A 16,615-nucleotide genomic window follows, 5' to 3' on the forward strand; every position below is an offset into this window, starting at 1 on the left:
GGTATTACACCAATCGTCATACCGATCAACTATTTCTTGTTTATACATCTTTGAGTCAGGATATTTATCATGATTTACTTCCATGACATACCCTACTCTTAGATATTCACTGGCAGGAACTGGATAGCGCTTATCAATTAGTGGTTTTATAATTTTGGCAGATTGCAATAAATAACTTGAACAAATTTAATGACGCAGATTAAGCAAAAAGATCTCAATTGGAGTTCGCCAGTTCAAACATTTGAGAGGCCGTGAATTCAGATACCAGTTAATCTGAATCAATTCATCATCACTAATCTCTTCAATTGGCTGACCCTTAGGAATAAATCGCCGTAACACTCGATTACGATTCTCATTACTACCACGTTCATGCGGAGAATAAGCATGTGCAAAGTACAACGGCACGCCGGTATTTTTCTCAATTGATTGGTAGTTGGCGAACTCTTTCCCGTGATCAACCGTCAGTGTCTTGAGATTAGTTCCTAATTGATTAGTTAACTCAAGGATAGCCTTAGTCATTGAAGTGCTATCTCGTCCATCAAGCCGTTTAACGATAGTAAGGCGACTCTTGCGTTCGACAAACGTAGCTACTGCTTGACCTTTGCGCTTACCAGATAAAACTGTATCAGCTTCAAAATGGCCTGCAATATTACGATCAGAAGCTTCAGCTGGACGATCTTCAATCGAACGACCATGACTAAAAGTACCACGAGTTTCTTTAGCCCGCTTACGGCGAATACCATGATCTGGTAAGTCAGCTAAGCTAATCTCTAAGAGGCCTTGATCAACCCAGTTATAGATAGTCTTATAGGCAATCATAACCACATGGGCTACTTGTTCAATTGACCATTTTTGAACCTTGATCTTTTCTTCGATTAGTCGTTTGAGGTTAACCGTTAATAAGCATTTCCGGCCACGATAACTAAGTTTAGTTTCGTGGTCGGCTTGCGCACTAGTCGCATGGTATTCACCCTTTAACCGGTGAATTTCATTAAAGATAGTAGTCTTACTAAAGCCCAGGTAATCAGCGATATATCGAAGAGATCGATTTTCATGACGAAGCGTTTCGATGACAATGCGGTCTTCAAATGATAAAATAGTGGTGCCCATAAAGGTCCTTCTTTCTAATGGAATGTTGTGACGACACCATTAAAGACCTTTATGGGTTTTTCTGTCCACTAAAATGTTCAACTTAAATTTTACAATCTGCCATTAACATTTCTTAATAACGAATAAAGGGCAACGTTGTTGCCCTGTTTTATTAATACGTATTGAACTTATGTCCATTTCAATATTTATACGGCTATTCTGTTTACTCCGTATAGCACAACAAAGTTGTGCTTATCTATATTTATGTGAATATTAGTTAGCTTTAACTGGTATTTATATTTAATTATATATTTCTATATTAAGTCGCTAGATTAGCAAATTCTTGCTAGTTAAGCGACTTTTTGTTTTTTATAAAAGGAGAATACTACATGTTTATTAAGGAAAAACCTTTTAGTAATTGGACTTTACCTGGTGAGGATATCAATAAAGTTATTGTTGCTTTTGATTCTGAATATCAATCGGGAAGTCGAAATAATATTTCAATTGGTGGTGAATTAATAAATGTTAATCAACGTCGCCTTAAAGATATTATTTCAATTCAGCTTGGGTTTAACTATCGAAATCGTAGTCCAACTTTATATTTTATGAAACGTGACCCTGATGATTCGGCCTTTCGTTTTAGTGATGTAATAAAACTACTCAAAAAATATTTATGGAAGATTGGTAAATATAAAGAAGTTAGGGAACTTAAGAAATTAACTATTGAACTTTGGACTTTTTGGGGTGGCGTTGACCTTAGTGTTTTTCAGGATTACGAAAAGATTCTAACTGAAAATACCAAAAGTAAGAAAGATACTAGCAAAATTGTTGCTATTCATAGTAATACGGTTTTTACTAGCCAACCTCTTAAATTGCGTATCTCAGATGAAAACCGTAATGCTGTAAGTATTACTAAAAATGATAAGTTGGTAATCCGTGATATGACTAAGTTAGCACCTGGAAAAGAGAATTTAGCTGGACTAGGTAAACTAATCGGTGTCCCTAAGATTGATACTGAAAAATGGGACCAACAAGATGGCTGCCCTAAAGGTTACTATAAGGCACATATGACAAAATTATGGGAAAATCGTCAGTCTGATTTTGTAAATTATGCTTTAGAAGATGTGGTGGTGACTGCCCTATATGGAACTTTCATTTTGCAGTTTCAAAAGCAGTTAACTGATGATGGATTCGGCGACTTTAAACCACTGCAACTTAAACCAAGCTTAGGTAGTATTGTTGGTTCCATCATTGGTTGTCAAAATGCGAAATCTTCCGATTGGATTGTCGATGAAGTAGTTAAATTACTTAGCCAATTGAAGCAACGAACAAACAATGATAAAGATTTTGAAAGTTTCTTAAGAACCATTTGCAAACCAGAAATCAAGACCGAAAAGGGAAAAGTAGTTCGTGACTATCATTTCAATGAATTACATGCCAACCCAACCTCAGACGACCTGAAAAGATGGTTGAATGAACATCTTGATTTTGACAAGATTCGTAAAGGTTATTGCTTCCCTAGGACTGATATAAGTTCTGATAAGAGTCATAAACATCTAGTTCATGATATGACTAACAAAATAGACGTTCCCTTAAACAGAATGTTTAATGACGCTGTTAATGCTTATAACGGTGGATATAACATTGTGATCTACACCGGTATTATTCCTCAAGGTGGAGAAAAGCGAGATTGGGATATTAGTTCTGCTTATTCTGAAGCTGGACATTTACTTCCTGATATAGCACCAGGCCTGGGTGCTGTAAAGTTCAAGGAATTTCACAATTTAGCAGCAAATCAGTTTAGTCGTATTGTGAAGGCTGCCGAAAAAATAAACGGTCCTTATACGGTTGGTGTGGGGATTTTTGATATTGAATATCCCTCAGACTACAAAGGATTTGTGATAACGCCTAAAAATGTTAATGAAGGTCCACGTTATTTTAGGAAAATTCATGAAGTAACTTTATCTTATACTGATGCTTATACAGCATGGTCTTGCGGGGCAAAAGTCTTTACACATCGATTGAGTTTTGTTAGACAATCGCGAATTATTCTAGGAACTCTTGACGGGATAAGTCAAGAAGGTCATATTCAGGACATTTTTCAAAAGCGTCGAGAACAGTGTGTGCATGGTAGTCCCGAAGACAAGATGAACAAGAACGTTGTGAACCAGTGCTACGGGGTAACAGCTGAGGGATTGAAAAAGAAAACCAGCCCCGACTATAACAACGGTCGTCCGTATTATGTACCGTTTAGTAGAATTACTAATCCGCTAAAGGCTATCCAATTTACGTCTATTACGCGGTTACACATTATTACCTTGCAACGAGCAATTTGGAAAATTGACCCTAAGGCAGTATTTCTTAACAATGTAACGGATGGTTGTCTAACGTGGACCAAAAAGCCACTAAAAATTGATGAAATTATTCAATCAATGGACCAAATTACGGCTAAAGAAAATCCTTGGTATCACGATATGGTTCATAACTATTTTGATGGTAAATACATTAAAAGAAAAGACGGTACCGACCAGGAAACAGCGAACTTACGAACTCGATTAACTTTTAGTCGTGATAATCAGTTAAGTGCAATGGTTGGATTAACTAAAATTACGCCTAAACAAGTCTTTAATAAGTATCTTGATCAAGGACGTTCCACAATTAACGTTGTCAACCATCAAATTACTGGAATTACGGCGATGCGACACGAGGAAAAATTCCAACATTTACAAACCTCGTGGAATCAAACGACAGATTTATATTTCTCATTTGATATGGCTCAAGTACCAATCAACTACCATCAATCGGGACAGTTTGTGTACTGGGAAACTAGACCGTATAACTCAGAAGACGAATTTAATCGATTATGGCAACCAGGACGTGATGTTTTAAAATATGGCGTTTGGTACTCGGCCGAATATGCGCCTTTCTTTCTGCGATTCTTTACCGAACTTCAAAAAGGATATAAGCCTATGAAGTTTTGGAAGGTTAATAAAAAGGATAAGAAAGGTGATAGTTACTTGCATAGAGGGACAGAAGTCTACCGCAACTGGTCTTTCTATGTAGCACGAAATAATCTTGATATTAAAAATTCTTACGGATTAATAATCCAAATATTTCATGACCATGGTTGGGTATATATGCGCGGAACCGAAGAACGTGAACTTCCGCAGTTACAGTCATTTAGTGCAACTATTCGTCGGATTCAAAAGAATCACGTTAAGGTATTACCCAACTATGTTTTGCTACACGAATCTAATCTAATTTAAAAAGGAGACCTTTAATTATGAATTCAAACTTATACAAATTGAATGAAGCAATTACTGAAATGATGAAATTGCACTATTATCTGGGACATGTATTCCGTGATTCGGAACCCGATATTACTGTTAAGACATTTAAAATCCGTTATAAAACTGATGAGTTATATGGAAAGTTGGGTGAATTATGGGATGGTAAGTCTAATGCCTATATTACAAGAAATGAAATTAAATCAATGTGTTCTAAATTTGCGGTAAGCAAGAATGAATATGATGCATTTTACAATTTGCCACCTGAAAAACGTATTGATGCTTTAGCACATATGTATGGTGATGCTATCGGAATTAAAAAAGTATATTAAAAAAGGAGCAAAGCAATGAAATTAAATCTTTCAAATTTCAACCAACGATTCACGTTTCGTGCAATAGTTCAAGGTTATTGTTTGGATAGCGTATGGTCAACAAATGAGGAACATTATATTTGGAAACCCATGATTATGCTTTCAAATATTAATTACCAAAACACTGATACGGGGCTTTTTGAATATGCTGGAGAGAAGACTTGTATCAGCTATACCAACAAGATAGCTAAGTTAGGTCAATTGGTTGCTGGTGAGATGATACAATTTAATGCCCGATATGTTGGTGAATACTTTGAATCTTTGGACCGATTGATGAATCCGTCTAAATTTAAAAGGCAGATTGCAAGAAATAACTTGAACGAATTTAATGACGTAAATTAAGCAGGAAGATCTCGATTGGTGTGCGCCAGTTAAGACATTTAAGTGGCCGGGAATTCAGATACCAATTGATTTGAACCAGCTGGCGACCGCTCAGCTCTTCAATAGCTTGTCCCTTGGGAATAAATCCGCAAAACTCGGTTACGGTTCTCATTACTACCGCGTTCATGTGGTGAATAAGCATGGGCAAAATAAACCGGAGTACCAGTTTGCCGTTCAATTGTCTGATAGTTAGCGAACTCTTTACCATGATCCACGGTAAGCGTCTTGAGCTTGTCTTGAAGTTGATTAGCTAGTTCAAGTACGGCTTGAGTCATGGACTGACTGCCGCGGCCATGGAGCCGTTTAACAATTGTCAGGCGACTCTTACGCTCCACAAAAGTACCACAGCTTGACTTTTACGTTTGCCAGAAAGTACGGTATCAGCTTCAAAGTGGCCGAATTCCTGGCGAGTTTCGACTTTATGAGGACGCTCCTCAATTGAGCAGCCGTGACTGAACGTACCACGCTTTTTTTAGCACGATGACGACGAATTCCATGATCAGGCAAATCGGGTAGCTGTACATCAAGCCATCCTTGATCAATCCAGTTACAGACCGTCTTGTAGGCAATCCCCACCACATGGGCAACTTGTTCAGGGGACCACTTCCGGACTTGAATCTTTTCCTCAACCAAGTGTTTAAGGTTTTTAGTGAGCGAAGACTTCCGCCCCCGTTGACTAACCTTTTGTTCAAAATCAGTTTGTGCTAGCTCAGCCTGGTACTCACTATTTAGCCGGTGAAGTTCGTTAAAGATGGTGGTCTTACTAAAGCCTAAGTAGTTAGCGATGTATTGCAAGGAACGTCCTTCACTATGAAGCGTTTCAATAACAACACGGTTCTGGAATGATAAAATCTGCCAAAAAAAAATTTATTGTGCAAACGTTTGTATTTTAAGAAACCGCTTGCAAAGGTACAGGCCAAAGACTATAGTAAAAGTGTTCAGGAAATCAAATATATTTGAAACTCCTAAAGAAAATGTCTATTGATTAGAATATAGGAGATGTCAATTATGAAAGCTGCTGTAGTACGTGATGCCTGTGATGGCTACTTTGATGTTAAAGATGTTGATTTACGTGACCTTAAAGCCGGTGAAGCTTTAGTTAAGATGGAATACTGTGGTCTTTGCCACACCGACTTACACGTTGCTTCTGGTGATTTCGGTAAAGTTCCTGGTCGGATTACTGGTCACGAAGGTGTTGGTCGAGTAGTTAAGGTTGCTCCAGGAGTTACTAGCCTTAAAGTTGGCGATCGAGTATCAGTTGCTTGGTTCTTCTCTGGCTGTGGTCACTGTGAATACTGTGTCAGCGGTAACGAATCACTTTGTCGTGAAGTTAAGAATGCTGGATACACCGTTGATGGTGCAATGGCTGAATATTGTATCGTTGAAGCTGACTATGCTGTTAAAGTTCCTGAAAACTTGGATCCAGTTAAGGCAACTTCAGTAACCTGCGCCGGTGTTACTACTTACAAGGCCATCAAGACTAGTGAAATTCGCCCAGGACAATGGATCGTTATTTATGGTGCCGGTGGTCTTGGAAACCTCGGTGTTCAATGGGCTAAGAATGTCTTCAAGGCTCACGTAATCGCTGTTGATATTAGTGATGAAAAGCTTCAATCAGCCAAGGAAGTTGGTGCGGACTTCGTTATCAATTCTTCAAAGGTTGACCCAGCAAAGGAAATCCAAGATAAGATCGGTGGCGCTCAAGCTGCTGTTGTTACCGCTACTGCTCCAATCTGTTACGATCAAGCACTTGCTTCAGTTAAGGCTGGCGGTAAGGTTGTTGCCGTTTCACTTCCAAAGGGCAACATTGATGTTCCAATTTCAAAGACTGTCCTTGATGGTATCGAAATTGTTGGTTCACTTGTTGGTACCCGTCAAGATCTCGCCGAGGCCTTCCAATTAACTGCTGATGGTGGAATCGACCCAATCGTTCACACCCGGAAGTTAAGTGAAATCAATGACATTGTTGACGAAATGAAAGCCGGCAAGATCATTGGTCGGATGGTTGTCGACTTTACAAACGGCGCTAACTAAATTTGATTTCAACGTTAATCTCCCTTGTTTTTGAAAACATCCAGTATAAATAATTAAGACATTTGCATGACGAAAGCCTTGCAAATGTCTTTTTATATATGGCAGATTGCAATAAATAACTTGAACAAATTTAGTGACGTAGATTAAGCAAGAAGATCTCAATTGGTGTTCGCCAGTTCAAACATTTGAGTGGCCGTGAGTTCAAATACCAGTTAATCTGAATCAACTCATCATCACAAATCTCTTCAATAGCTTGTCCCTTGGGAATAAATCGTCGCAAAACTCGGTTACGGTTCTCATTACTACCGCGTTCATGTGGTGAATAAGCATGGGCAAAATAAACCGGAGTACCAGTTTGCCGTTCAATTGTCTGATAGTTAGCGAACTCTTTACCATGATCCACGGTAAGCGTCTTGAGCTTGTCTTGAAGTTGATTAGCTAGTTCAAGTACGGCTTGAGTCATGGACTGACTGCCGCGGCCATGGAGCCGTTTAACAATTGTCAGGCGACTCTTACGCTCCACAAAATCAGCCAAGCCACCCCAAACGTCAACCACCGTGTCTGCAACATCAAATTGCCCCCTTCTATAAATAGTTCTAGCTTACCGAACGCAACCGGACCTGACCACCGTTGGTCCCCAAGCTTAACCAGAACTTAATTTCCCAGCATTTCCCGGGCGATCGCCACCAGGGGACTAAATTCGGCGGCAAAGGAGCTTTCCTTTAAGTAGATCAAATTCAAGGGATGCTCGAGCGGAAAGCCGGCCAGCGGCAATTCAAACAAATCGCCCCGGGCCAATTCGTTGGCCACCAGGGCCCGGTACATAAAGCTGATCCCGACCCCCTGCTTAAGTAATTCAATGATCGCCGTCGGGCTGCTTAAGGCTAAGGTCTGGCGAAAATCACTCAGCTGGGCGTTGTGCGCCGCCAGCCAGGTCGTCAAAATCTCGCGGGTCCCCGAGCCGGCTTCGCGGACGATCAAAAGCTGGTCAAGCAAGGCTGGCAATGTCGCTGGCGCCTCGGCCTGGGCGGTCACGCCGATAAAGGGCGCACTGCCCAACGGGGCGGTGGCAAAGTCCTGCCGCGAATAATTACCCTCGATCAAGGCCGCATCTAATTGACCGGCGAGCAGCTGCTGGGACAGGACAGCGGTATTTTCAATCGTCACTTCCAGCTGGTAGCCGGCCGCGATCACCTTGGCCAGCAGCTGCGGCAGTAAAAAGGCCCCCAGCGAGCGGGTCGCCCCCAAGCGCAACGGCGGGGTCTGGGCCAAGCGGAGCCGCTTTAAGACCGCCTGATTGTCCTGCCCGAGCCGTTTAGCGTAGGCCACTAGTTCCGTGGCCGCCGGCGTTAGCTTGACCCGGCGCCCGTGGTGGACCAACAGCGGGACATCTAGATCGGCCTCCAGGCTGGCCAGCTGCTGGGAGACGGCCGGCTGGGTGATAAAGAGCTGCTGAGCGGCGGCGGTCAACGAGCCGGTCTGCGCCACCACCATTAAGGTCGTCAACCGGTGGTCCAGTAAATTTTCCATCGCCCTGCCCCTTTCATAAGGAAAACTAACTTACAAGAAAGAAATCATAATTTTTATTTATCAGTCTAGCATGGTACATTAAGAATGTAAAAAAATCCGGATGTCAATTCGGAAAGGAGAAAGTGAAATGCTCAAGAAGATATTTAGCTGGCCCTTTGCTTGCGCCGCGCTCTTAACCTTAATTTGTTCGCTGGCCGGCAGCTACCTGGCCACCCTCCCCTACCTCAAGGTGATTGGTGCCTTAGTGATCGCCCTCTTGTTAGGGATGGTGATGCAAGTTGGTCGCCCGGTCCTGGATTACAGCCGGCCGGGAATTGGCCTGATTGCCAACAAGTTCCTGCGTCTCGGAATCATCCTGCTGGGCTTTAAGCTCAATTTGATTGCCCTGGCCCAAGCCGGGATCAAGACGATTGCCCTGGCCGTCGTGGTCGTGACCTTCACGATTTTAGTCACCTACCAGCTCGCCCGCCGCTTCGGGGTCGACCGCCACTTAGCGATCCTGACCGCCAGCGGGACCGGGATCTGCGGGGCCGCCGCTGTGATGGGGATTTCATCGCAATTAACCAGCGATGACGATCCAGCCACCAAGTTGCGCCACCAGGAAAATGAGGTGGTTGCCGTAGCGATCGTGGCGATCCTCGGGACACTCTTTACCCTGATCGAAATCGGGCTCAAGCCACTCTTGCACATGACCGCCCTGCAATTTGGGGTGATGACCGGGGGCAGCCTGCACGAAATCGCCCACGCCGTCGCCGCTGGGAGCGCCGGGGGCCCGGTCAGCCTTGATACGGCGATCATCACCAAGCTTTCGCGGATCCTGCTCTTGGCCCCAGTCGCGATCTTAGTCGGGATCTGGTACCAAAAGGCGACCCGGCAAGCCAACCCGACCGGTGAAAAGCAGCCGGTGCCGATTCCGTGGTTCATGCTCGGCTTTATCCTGGCCAGCGTGGCCGGCACCTTTATCCCGGGCCTGGCCGCGTTGGTACCAAGTCTGGTCAAATTAGCCTACCTGCTCCTAGGGATGGCAATGGCCGCCTTGGGGATGAACGTGAACTTCTCCGTGCTCTTCACCCGCGGCAAGATCGCCCTCGTGGCCGCCGGAATTTCTTCGGTGTTGCTCTTGATCCTGGTCGCAACTTTGTCCAAGACCTTCTTTTAATCCGTAATTAAACGCTAAAACCGCCGTCTTCCAACTCCCGGAAGGCGGCGGTTTTGTTTAAATCATGCGTCATTATCTGACTTCAACTCCGTAAATTGAGCATCTAATTTAGCAATAATTTGAGCGCGTAACGTTTCGATCCGTTTGGCTACTGATTCCCACATAAATTTAGGGATGTGATTAATTACTTAGAAGAGCATTATTCACGAAAATCCTTATCAGTTAGGATAAAGGAAAATAGGGACACATTCTGTGCCCACCTTGAGGACAAACTCTTTACTGAGGACTCTGTCACGGGCAACGGTTCTGGCTCGTACACCTTCGACCAAATCAAAGCTGAGCAAAACTTGGTTTCTAATTGGGAACTTTTACGAGAAGCGAAATCTGCGCTTAGCACAGATTTCGACCCACTGACTGCTGGTCCGGAAGCTTGCGATGTTTTGATTCGCTGTTACTTACTCCCTGAAGCGATTGACCTTGCACTTCAAAAATTGCTATAATAAAAAAGTGCACTGGTAACCACCAATGCACGCAAACCTTTATGAAAGGCCGTGAGATTATTACGGAATTTCTTGGTTGCGCCTCGCTGGTGGTGTATTGCAGTACACTAGAACAAGGGCGCTTTATCCGCTAATCTATCAGCCCAATTGTTGAATATAATATTCAAACTTTAGCTGGTTATATTATAGCATGGATTAGCAACCTTGACCAACCGTTCAGCTTTCGAGCTGGGCGGTTTTTTCTGTTGAGTTATTCTTTAAAGTAATTTCATAATAATGGCTCAACACTTTGTTGGGCCTTTTTATAGTCCTAGGTCATTATCATTATTACGATTTTTACTTGAAGAAGAATTCGTATTTTTAGTTCGTTGCCTTAATTTTTGACGTTGTTCTTGCTTTTCCACTTGCCTAATCATTTTCAGATGTATCTGTATTTGACGTATCCGTTTATTTTCACGTTCTGATTGTGTATTTTTAAGTTCCCATTCAGGAATTTTAGTAACTCTGGTTAAGAGTTCATCTAATTTTGCATCAGAGAAACTGTCCACGTTGAAACTCATTTTTCCTCCCTAATTAATTTCCGATCTAAACCGTACATTAGTAAGATTACGAAGCACATGACAAAAAATTTTGCCCAGCCACCTGGTACTACTGTCACTAATAAGATTGCGAGCATGGCTTCCACGATTAAAAAGTATGATAGCCACTTAAGTTTATGAATACTTTGTTCGAGTTTGGTAACCGCATTTTCGGCCACATCTGCCGATAATTGCGCCGACTCGCTGGCCTTTTGTGCGATATGACGGTCCTTTTTAAAACCATCACTAACTGCCGTTTTGATAACCTCCTGGATAGTATGGCCGGTTAAGGCTTGGAACTCTTGGTACACCGATTTAGTCACATTAGAAGTATCAATCGTGATACCTTGTTGCATCGCTAAAATTAGTTGACGCATTACTGGTACTTGTTGCTGATTAATTGTCTTGGTATAAGTTTGTAAATATCGACCAATCTGATTCAGGTCAGCCAGTTTAGCGATATACTGCTGAGTCTTTTGATCTAAACGATTTTCCCTAAGATTAATGTTAGTTTCTAATCCATCATATTTTTGACTAAGAGCATCAACGCGCTTGCCCAAGCCATCACCATAACCAATATCGTGCGCATCTGTGACAGTCTGTGTCACCTTAGAGGTCTGGTCCTGAAGCTGTTTTGTGAGACTTTGCTTTTGCTGTAGCAAGTCGTCGTGCAATTTTTGCACGTCTTTTTTGTCGGCTAAGCTCTTCAAGTCGTCGTGACTGGCTTTGTCTTCTATGAGTTTGTCGAGTTTTAAGTCCATCTCTTTGTTCCTGTTCTTCAATTTTGGTGGCTTGGAGTTGATGTTGATTGAATTTGAATTGTTGCTGTTGACGCTGAGATCGTGCTCGGGCATCTGCGGCCATGGTTTTGATTTTTGCAAGTTGTTCGTTTTGTTCATTATTTGTTCGCTCCTCCTGTTTCTGTGCAAAACATTGTTCTAAGTTACTTTTAGTAAAGCTCTGTCCTAGTCCGCGTGTTGATATCACCTCACCGGTTTGTTTTTTCACCCGTTGATAAAAATCCCGAACTTTATATTCTTTTCCATTAATGGTTTGATGATATGTCCAAGCAGTCCCTTTCTTGCGCTCAGTAATCGTAATTCCTTGGGTGCCTAATAGGTGGACAAATTCTCTTAGGGAATCAACCTCATTCTTAACTTGGTTGATTATCTTCTTTAGGCTCTTCTGCCACTGCGAACGCGTCACTATATTATCTATATCTTGTCGTTTCTGTTGTTTAGATATAGGGTTAGTCCAACTATTGCCAGTTACTCGCTGATAGTTAGCTATCATTTCATGATCAAAGTTGGTTCTTAATTTATATATGTTAAAGCGGTTAGTTGGTACTGTACGGCCATTAGGTCTTACGGTATTAAATACAATATGAGCATGTAGCTTACCGCCGTCCCCATCAGCCTGAATGGCGATTACTGATTGTGCATCGGCAAAATGTTGATGAACATAATGTTTGACAAGCATTAAAGCTTGGTTTGCCTGTTCACTCAGGTCAGTAGTATCAAATTCATCGGGTGAAAAAGAGATAATTAATGTTTGTGCTTGGTATTTACGTTTAGGATTATGGGCCTTCTGCAGATTAGCTTTAAATTGCTTTTCCAAATACGCACCATTTTGTGTGTTTGCGATATGTCCATGTTGGTCATGCAGTAGCTTAATATTGAACCCGCTACACGCTAATACTCGCCGCGATGTCTTTTGATAGCTATGGGGTGGTTCCTGAAATAGATATTGCAACCGTCCGTAACTACTACGACACGAGTGCGTTTCGAGAACTGTCATATCTATCATTCGCTTTCTTGAGAAGTCCTACCTTAGTTTGAAACTCGTCAATTTTAGAGTGTAACTCTGCTAAAATCCGATTATTCTGAACAAGTTGGTTAGCTACCCAATTCCATAAATCACTATCGGTTAAATCAGCGTTCTCTTGTTCTGCTTGCCCTTTTGCGGTATTCAAAACATGAGCGATTTGATTTAAATTGGTTCCTGATTTGGTCACCGCATACATAATTCCTTCAAGTTGTTGCTGAATATCAGCGTATTGGTCCCGAACTATCTTTAATTCGCTTAATGACTTGGAATTTGTTAACCCACACAATGCTTCAACTAACGGCAACCTACCCTGATTATTTAATTGCTGAACTAAAATTGTAACTGCATCATAATTGTCATTGTGACACTCATCAGTTGCTTGCATTAATAATTTCTCATCACGAATCATTTGGCGCATTGCCTTTGAGTTACCAGTAAGCCCCAATTCATGCTTCACTTCATCAAAATCCGCCAACTCATCCTCACTTAGACGAGCCTGAATTAACTTATTCTTTAATGGCTTCATTCTCAATAACCTCCTCAGTTTTGCCTAACGGCAAAAGAAATTTTCAGTCTTCGCGTGCTCGCGACAACGACTGACTAAATTTCCTTAATCGTCGGGTCGTATATTTTTGGTACCTACCAATATTTAATTGGTAGGTACCAAATTCTTCAAATATATTATATCTCTGATCATATACGACTCGCAAGCAATTAAGTTAGTAATACCAAACGAGTTTGTAATACATAACTAATGCTTGGAGGGGCGCCTTGCTAGCTCCCCTTCACCCTGTCGAGCAATCAGATATTACATTCGAAAATGAGTACCTTGAGATTGCATTCAAGGTCATTTCGAGATTCTATATCTGATTTACTTATGTGTTCGACATAAGTAACAACACCGACCAGCTGAACTTGCCAGCTGGACCAGCAATTTCTTTTTGCATCATCAAAAAGAAACAAAAATGACTACCTTATCAATCAACGATAAGGTAGCCAACAGTTGCTTACTTTGACCAAAACAAGCAAATATTACAAAAATAATAAATTTGGTAGGTAACGGCATAAAAAAATAGAATAACTATCTTTCAAGTTATCCTATCTAATCCCAATGTTTATCTTAAATAGACCTGCCAATTTAATGATTACAATCGCTAATTTTTGGTAGGGTTTTTGGTAGGGAACAACCCAGTTTTTGCTTATTTTTGAATTGGTGCAGTCCCGCTAAAAGCCGTTATACCGGGATTCCTTATCCTAGCGCAAAAGCTGAATTATTCGTACTCGATCGTCGAAGGTGGCTTACTCGTGACATCATAAAGGATGCGGTTAACGTGATCGACTTCGTTTACGATCCGGACAGAGATCTTTTGCAGAACATCCCACGGAATCTTAGCAAAGTCAGCAGTCATCCCATCAATTGAGGTAACGGCACGAATAGCAACCGCGTAGTCGTAAGTCCGACCGTCACCCATAACACCAACTGAACGAATCCCTGGCAAGACAGTGAAGTATTGCCAAATCTTTTCGTCTAAGCCGGCCTTCTTGATTTCTTCACGCAGGATTGCGTCACTTTCACGAACAATTTCAAGCTTTTCAGGAGTAATTTCACCAATTACCCGAATTCCTAAACCAGGACCTGGGAATGGTTGCCGCCAGACTAATTCGTGTGGGATCCCTAACTTTTCACCCAATTCACGGGTTTCATCCTTGAAGAGCTTCCGCAATGGTTCGATCAACTTAAAGCCAAGCTTCTTTGGCAATCCCCCAACATTATGATGGGACTTGATTGTTTGGGCAGTGTCAGTTCCGGATTCGATCACATCGGTGTACAAGGTTCCTTGAGCAAGGAAGTCCGCATCTGGAATCTTCTTCGCTTCTTCGTTGAAGACTTCAATGAATTCCTTACCAATAATCTTCCGCTTGGTTTCAGGATCGGTAACTCCCTTTAACTTACCAAGGAAGCGGTCAGAAGCATCTACCTTGATGATGTTAACACCAAGATCTTTATTTAACGCCTTCATGACTTGATCTGCTTCGTTCTTCCGCAGTAATCCGTGATCAACAAAGATACAAGTTAATTGGTCACCAATTGCCTTGTGGATCAAAACAGCAGTAACACTAGAATCAACCCCACCTGAAAGGCCAAGGATGACTTTCTTATCGCCGACTTCTTGACGAATATGTTCAATCTGAAGATCGATAAAGTCATCCATCGTCCAGTTATCCTTTGCGCCACAAACATCAAAGGCAAACCGCCGTAAAATGTCTAAGCCGTATTCGGAGTTCCGCACTTCAGCGTGGAATTGGATCCCGTAAAACTTCCGCTGATTATCAGCAATCGCAGAAATTGGGCAGTTCTTGCTAGTTGCAACAACTTCAAAGCCTTCTGGTGCTTGAGTTACCAAATCACCGTGGCTCATCCAAACGTATTGCTTCTTTGGTAGTCCCTTGAACAAGACTGCGTTATCATCTAAGGCTTCAATGTCAGCCCGACCATATTCGGAATTATCAGCCTTTTCAACCTTACCGCCAAGGTCGTATGACATTAATTGCATCCCATAACAAATTCCTAAAATTGGAATACCTAACTTAAAGATCTCCGGATCAACCTTAAAGGCATCTGGATCATAGACACTGTTGGGACCACCAGAGAAAATAATCCCCTTAGGGTTAATCTGCTTAATCTCATCAGCAGTAATCTTATGCGATAGAAGTTCGGAATAAACTCCAAAGTCACGTAACCGCCGAGTAATCAATTGGTTATATTGACTACCGAAATCAAGCACGATAATCTTATCGAAAGCATCCAAGTTTAATTTTGCCACGTTGCCACTTCCCTTTTCTGAATTTCTTATTTCTTAACAACTAAGTTTACAAGCTAAACGTTTAATGGTCAATGGTCATTATTAGTTCGTTTTTTAACCGCGTTTTAGGTAGATCCGATCAACCACGTGATTAGCGGTTTTATGAAGAATGATGTTGGCCCGATTACGAGTTGGCAAAATATAATCAGTGAGGTTTGGTAAATCAACTGTTTGCCAAACATTCTTCGCCATCTTAAACGCTTCTTCTCGCGGCCCCTGGGAATAGGAATAATAGTAGTTATCCGGATCAGTAAGCGCCGTATCTAACAACATCCCAAACCGTTGCAGGTACCACTTTTCGATCTGCTCAGCATCAGCGTCAACATAAATTGCAGTATCGAAATAGTCACTAACATAAATTTGCTGACTAGATGGCAGCTGAAGGGTATTAATTCCTTCCACGATTAAAATATCTGGTTGCCGAATAACTAACGGCTGGTCTGGCATCACATCATACACTTGATGTGAGTATGTCGGTGCCTTTACTACTGTCTTACCAGCCTCAATATCATTCATAAAACGCAACAGCTTCTCCATATCATACGATTCAGGGAACCCTTTCCGATCCAGAATCCCCCGTCGTTTCAATTCGGCATTTGGATAAAGGAAACCATCCGTGGTCATTAATTCGACCCGTTTATCTGGGAGAAGCTTGTTTAGCAAAATACTTAGCAGACGGGCAATCGTACTCTTGCCAACCGCAACCGATCCCGCAATCCCTATAATATACGGGACCCGTTCACTTTTCTGGTGGAGAAAATTAGCCTTTTGCATCTGCCATTCCAGATGATTTTGAAAGCGCAACTGAAGCAGCTTGATTAGTGGCAAGTAGACATCTTGAACATCCTCAATTGAAATTCGATCATTAAGCGATTTAATCTCATCAAGGTTATCCTGGCTCAAACGAACCGTATCTGTCGGAAAGAAGCTATGCCATTCCTGTCGATCAAATTGCTCATAATTCATCCATTCATTCATAGTTACTGATTCCTTCA

General features: G+C 41.9%; 13 protein-coding genes and 2 pseudogenes. 5 read left to right on the forward strand and 10 right to left on the reverse strand.

Features of this window, described 5'->3' with window-relative positions:
- Positions 1-186: 186 nt before the first annotated feature.
- On the reverse strand, positions 187-1,110 hold the full coding sequence (locus tag N4627_RS08040; protein ID WP_260964619.1) for an IS30 family transposase: 924 nt from the start codon (positions 1,108-1,110) through the stop codon (positions 187-189).
- A 368-nt stretch (positions 1,111-1,478) separates the two neighbouring features.
- Between N4627_RS08040 and N4627_RS08045 the strand changes: the two genes are divergently transcribed.
- From N4627_RS08045 to N4627_RS08055, 3 genes are read left to right on the forward strand one after another with little or no spacing between them, the layout of a single operon-like run.
- Positions 1,479-4,355, forward strand: a complete 2,877-nt coding sequence (locus tag N4627_RS08045) for a hypothetical protein (protein WP_260964621.1) — start codon at positions 1,479-1,481, stop codon at positions 4,353-4,355.
- A 17-nt stretch (positions 4,356-4,372) separates the two neighbouring features.
- The gene (locus tag N4627_RS08050; RefSeq protein ID WP_191685047.1) at positions 4,373-4,708 is read left to right on the forward strand and encodes a hypothetical protein; all 336 of its coding nucleotides are present in this window, start codon (positions 4,373-4,375) and stop codon (positions 4,706-4,708) included.
- A gap of 15 nt (positions 4,709-4,723) precedes the next feature.
- Positions 4,724-5,089, forward strand: a complete 366-nt coding sequence (locus N4627_RS08055; protein ID WP_260964624.1) for a hypothetical protein — start codon at positions 4,724-4,726, stop codon at positions 5,087-5,089.
- On the opposite strand, the pseudogene N4627_RS08060 reads toward N4627_RS08055, so the two are convergent.
- Positions 5,073-5,980, reverse strand: a pseudogene (locus N4627_RS08060) (IS30 family transposase). The gene N4627_RS08055 and the pseudogene N4627_RS08060 overlap by 17 nt on opposite strands.
- A gap of 156 nt (positions 5,981-6,136) precedes the next feature.
- Between N4627_RS08060 and adhP the strand changes: the two are divergent.
- Positions 6,137-7,162 (forward strand): alcohol dehydrogenase AdhP, encoded by a 1,026-nt coding sequence (gene adhP / locus N4627_RS08065; protein ID WP_260964627.1) that lies wholly within the window; start codon positions 6,137-6,139, stop codon positions 7,160-7,162.
- Between the two features lie 130 nt (positions 7,163-7,292).
- Here the strand turns inward: adhP and N4627_RS08070 are convergent.
- Both N4627_RS08070 and N4627_RS08075 read right to left on the reverse strand, forming a co-directional pair.
- A pseudogene (locus tag N4627_RS08070) lies at positions 7,293-7,742 on the reverse strand (IS30 family transposase); the annotation flags it as partial.
- Between the two features lie 74 nt (positions 7,743-7,816).
- Positions 7,817-8,692: a LysR family transcriptional regulator gene (locus tag N4627_RS08075; protein ID WP_260964629.1), complete on the reverse strand. Its 876-nt coding sequence runs from the start codon at positions 8,690-8,692 to the stop codon at positions 7,817-7,819.
- Between the two features lie 127 nt (positions 8,693-8,819).
- Here N4627_RS08075 and N4627_RS08080 point away from each other — a divergent pair, with 127 nt between their 5' ends.
- The gene (locus tag N4627_RS08080; protein WP_152709980.1) at positions 8,820-9,851 is read left to right on the forward strand and encodes a YeiH family protein; all 1,032 of its coding nucleotides are present in this window, start codon (positions 8,820-8,822) and stop codon (positions 9,849-9,851) included.
- 802 nt (positions 9,852-10,653) lie between these two features.
- On the opposite strand, the gene N4627_RS08085 is transcribed toward N4627_RS08080, so the two are convergent.
- The 6 genes from N4627_RS08085 to coaA all read right to left on the reverse strand — a co-directional run bounded on the left by N4627_RS08085 (position 10,654) and on the right by coaA (position 16,598).
- A complete protein-coding gene (locus N4627_RS08085; RefSeq protein ID WP_098045426.1) occupies positions 10,654-10,911 on the reverse strand; it encodes a hypothetical protein in 258 nt (85 codons plus the stop codon).
- Complete coding sequence (locus N4627_RS08090; protein ID WP_260965094.1) at positions 10,908-11,612, reverse strand: hypothetical protein; 705 nt, start codon at positions 11,610-11,612, stop codon at positions 10,908-10,910. The genes N4627_RS08085 and N4627_RS08090 overlap by 4 nt, the downstream gene beginning before the upstream one ends.
- Complete coding sequence (locus N4627_RS08095; RefSeq protein ID WP_390893934.1) at positions 11,539-12,546, reverse strand: relaxase/mobilization nuclease domain-containing protein; 1,008 nt, start codon at positions 12,544-12,546, stop codon at positions 11,539-11,541. The genes N4627_RS08090 and N4627_RS08095 overlap by 74 nt, the downstream gene beginning before the upstream one ends.
- Positions 12,547-12,694: 148 nt before the next feature.
- Positions 12,695-13,282 carry a plasmid mobilization relaxosome protein MobC gene (gene mobC, locus N4627_RS08100; protein WP_260964636.1) on the reverse strand — a complete coding sequence of 196 codons (588 nt, stop codon included), beginning with the start codon at positions 13,280-13,282 and terminating at the stop codon, positions 12,695-12,697.
- Between the two features lie 745 nt (positions 13,283-14,027).
- Complete coding sequence (guaA, locus tag N4627_RS08105; RefSeq protein ID WP_260964638.1) at positions 14,028-15,581, reverse strand: glutamine-hydrolyzing GMP synthase; 1,554 nt, start codon at positions 15,579-15,581, stop codon at positions 14,028-14,030.
- Positions 15,582-15,674: 93 nt separating this feature from the next.
- Complete coding sequence (gene coaA, locus N4627_RS08110) at positions 15,675-16,598, reverse strand: type I pantothenate kinase (protein WP_040530723.1); 924 nt, start codon at positions 16,596-16,598, stop codon at positions 15,675-15,677.
- Positions 16,599-16,615 lie beyond the last annotated feature (17 nt).

The organism is Limosilactobacillus vaginalis (assembly GCF_025311515.1).
In the GTDB taxonomy this organism is placed as follows: domain Bacteria; phylum Bacillota; class Bacilli; order Lactobacillales; family Lactobacillaceae; genus Limosilactobacillus; species Limosilactobacillus vaginalis.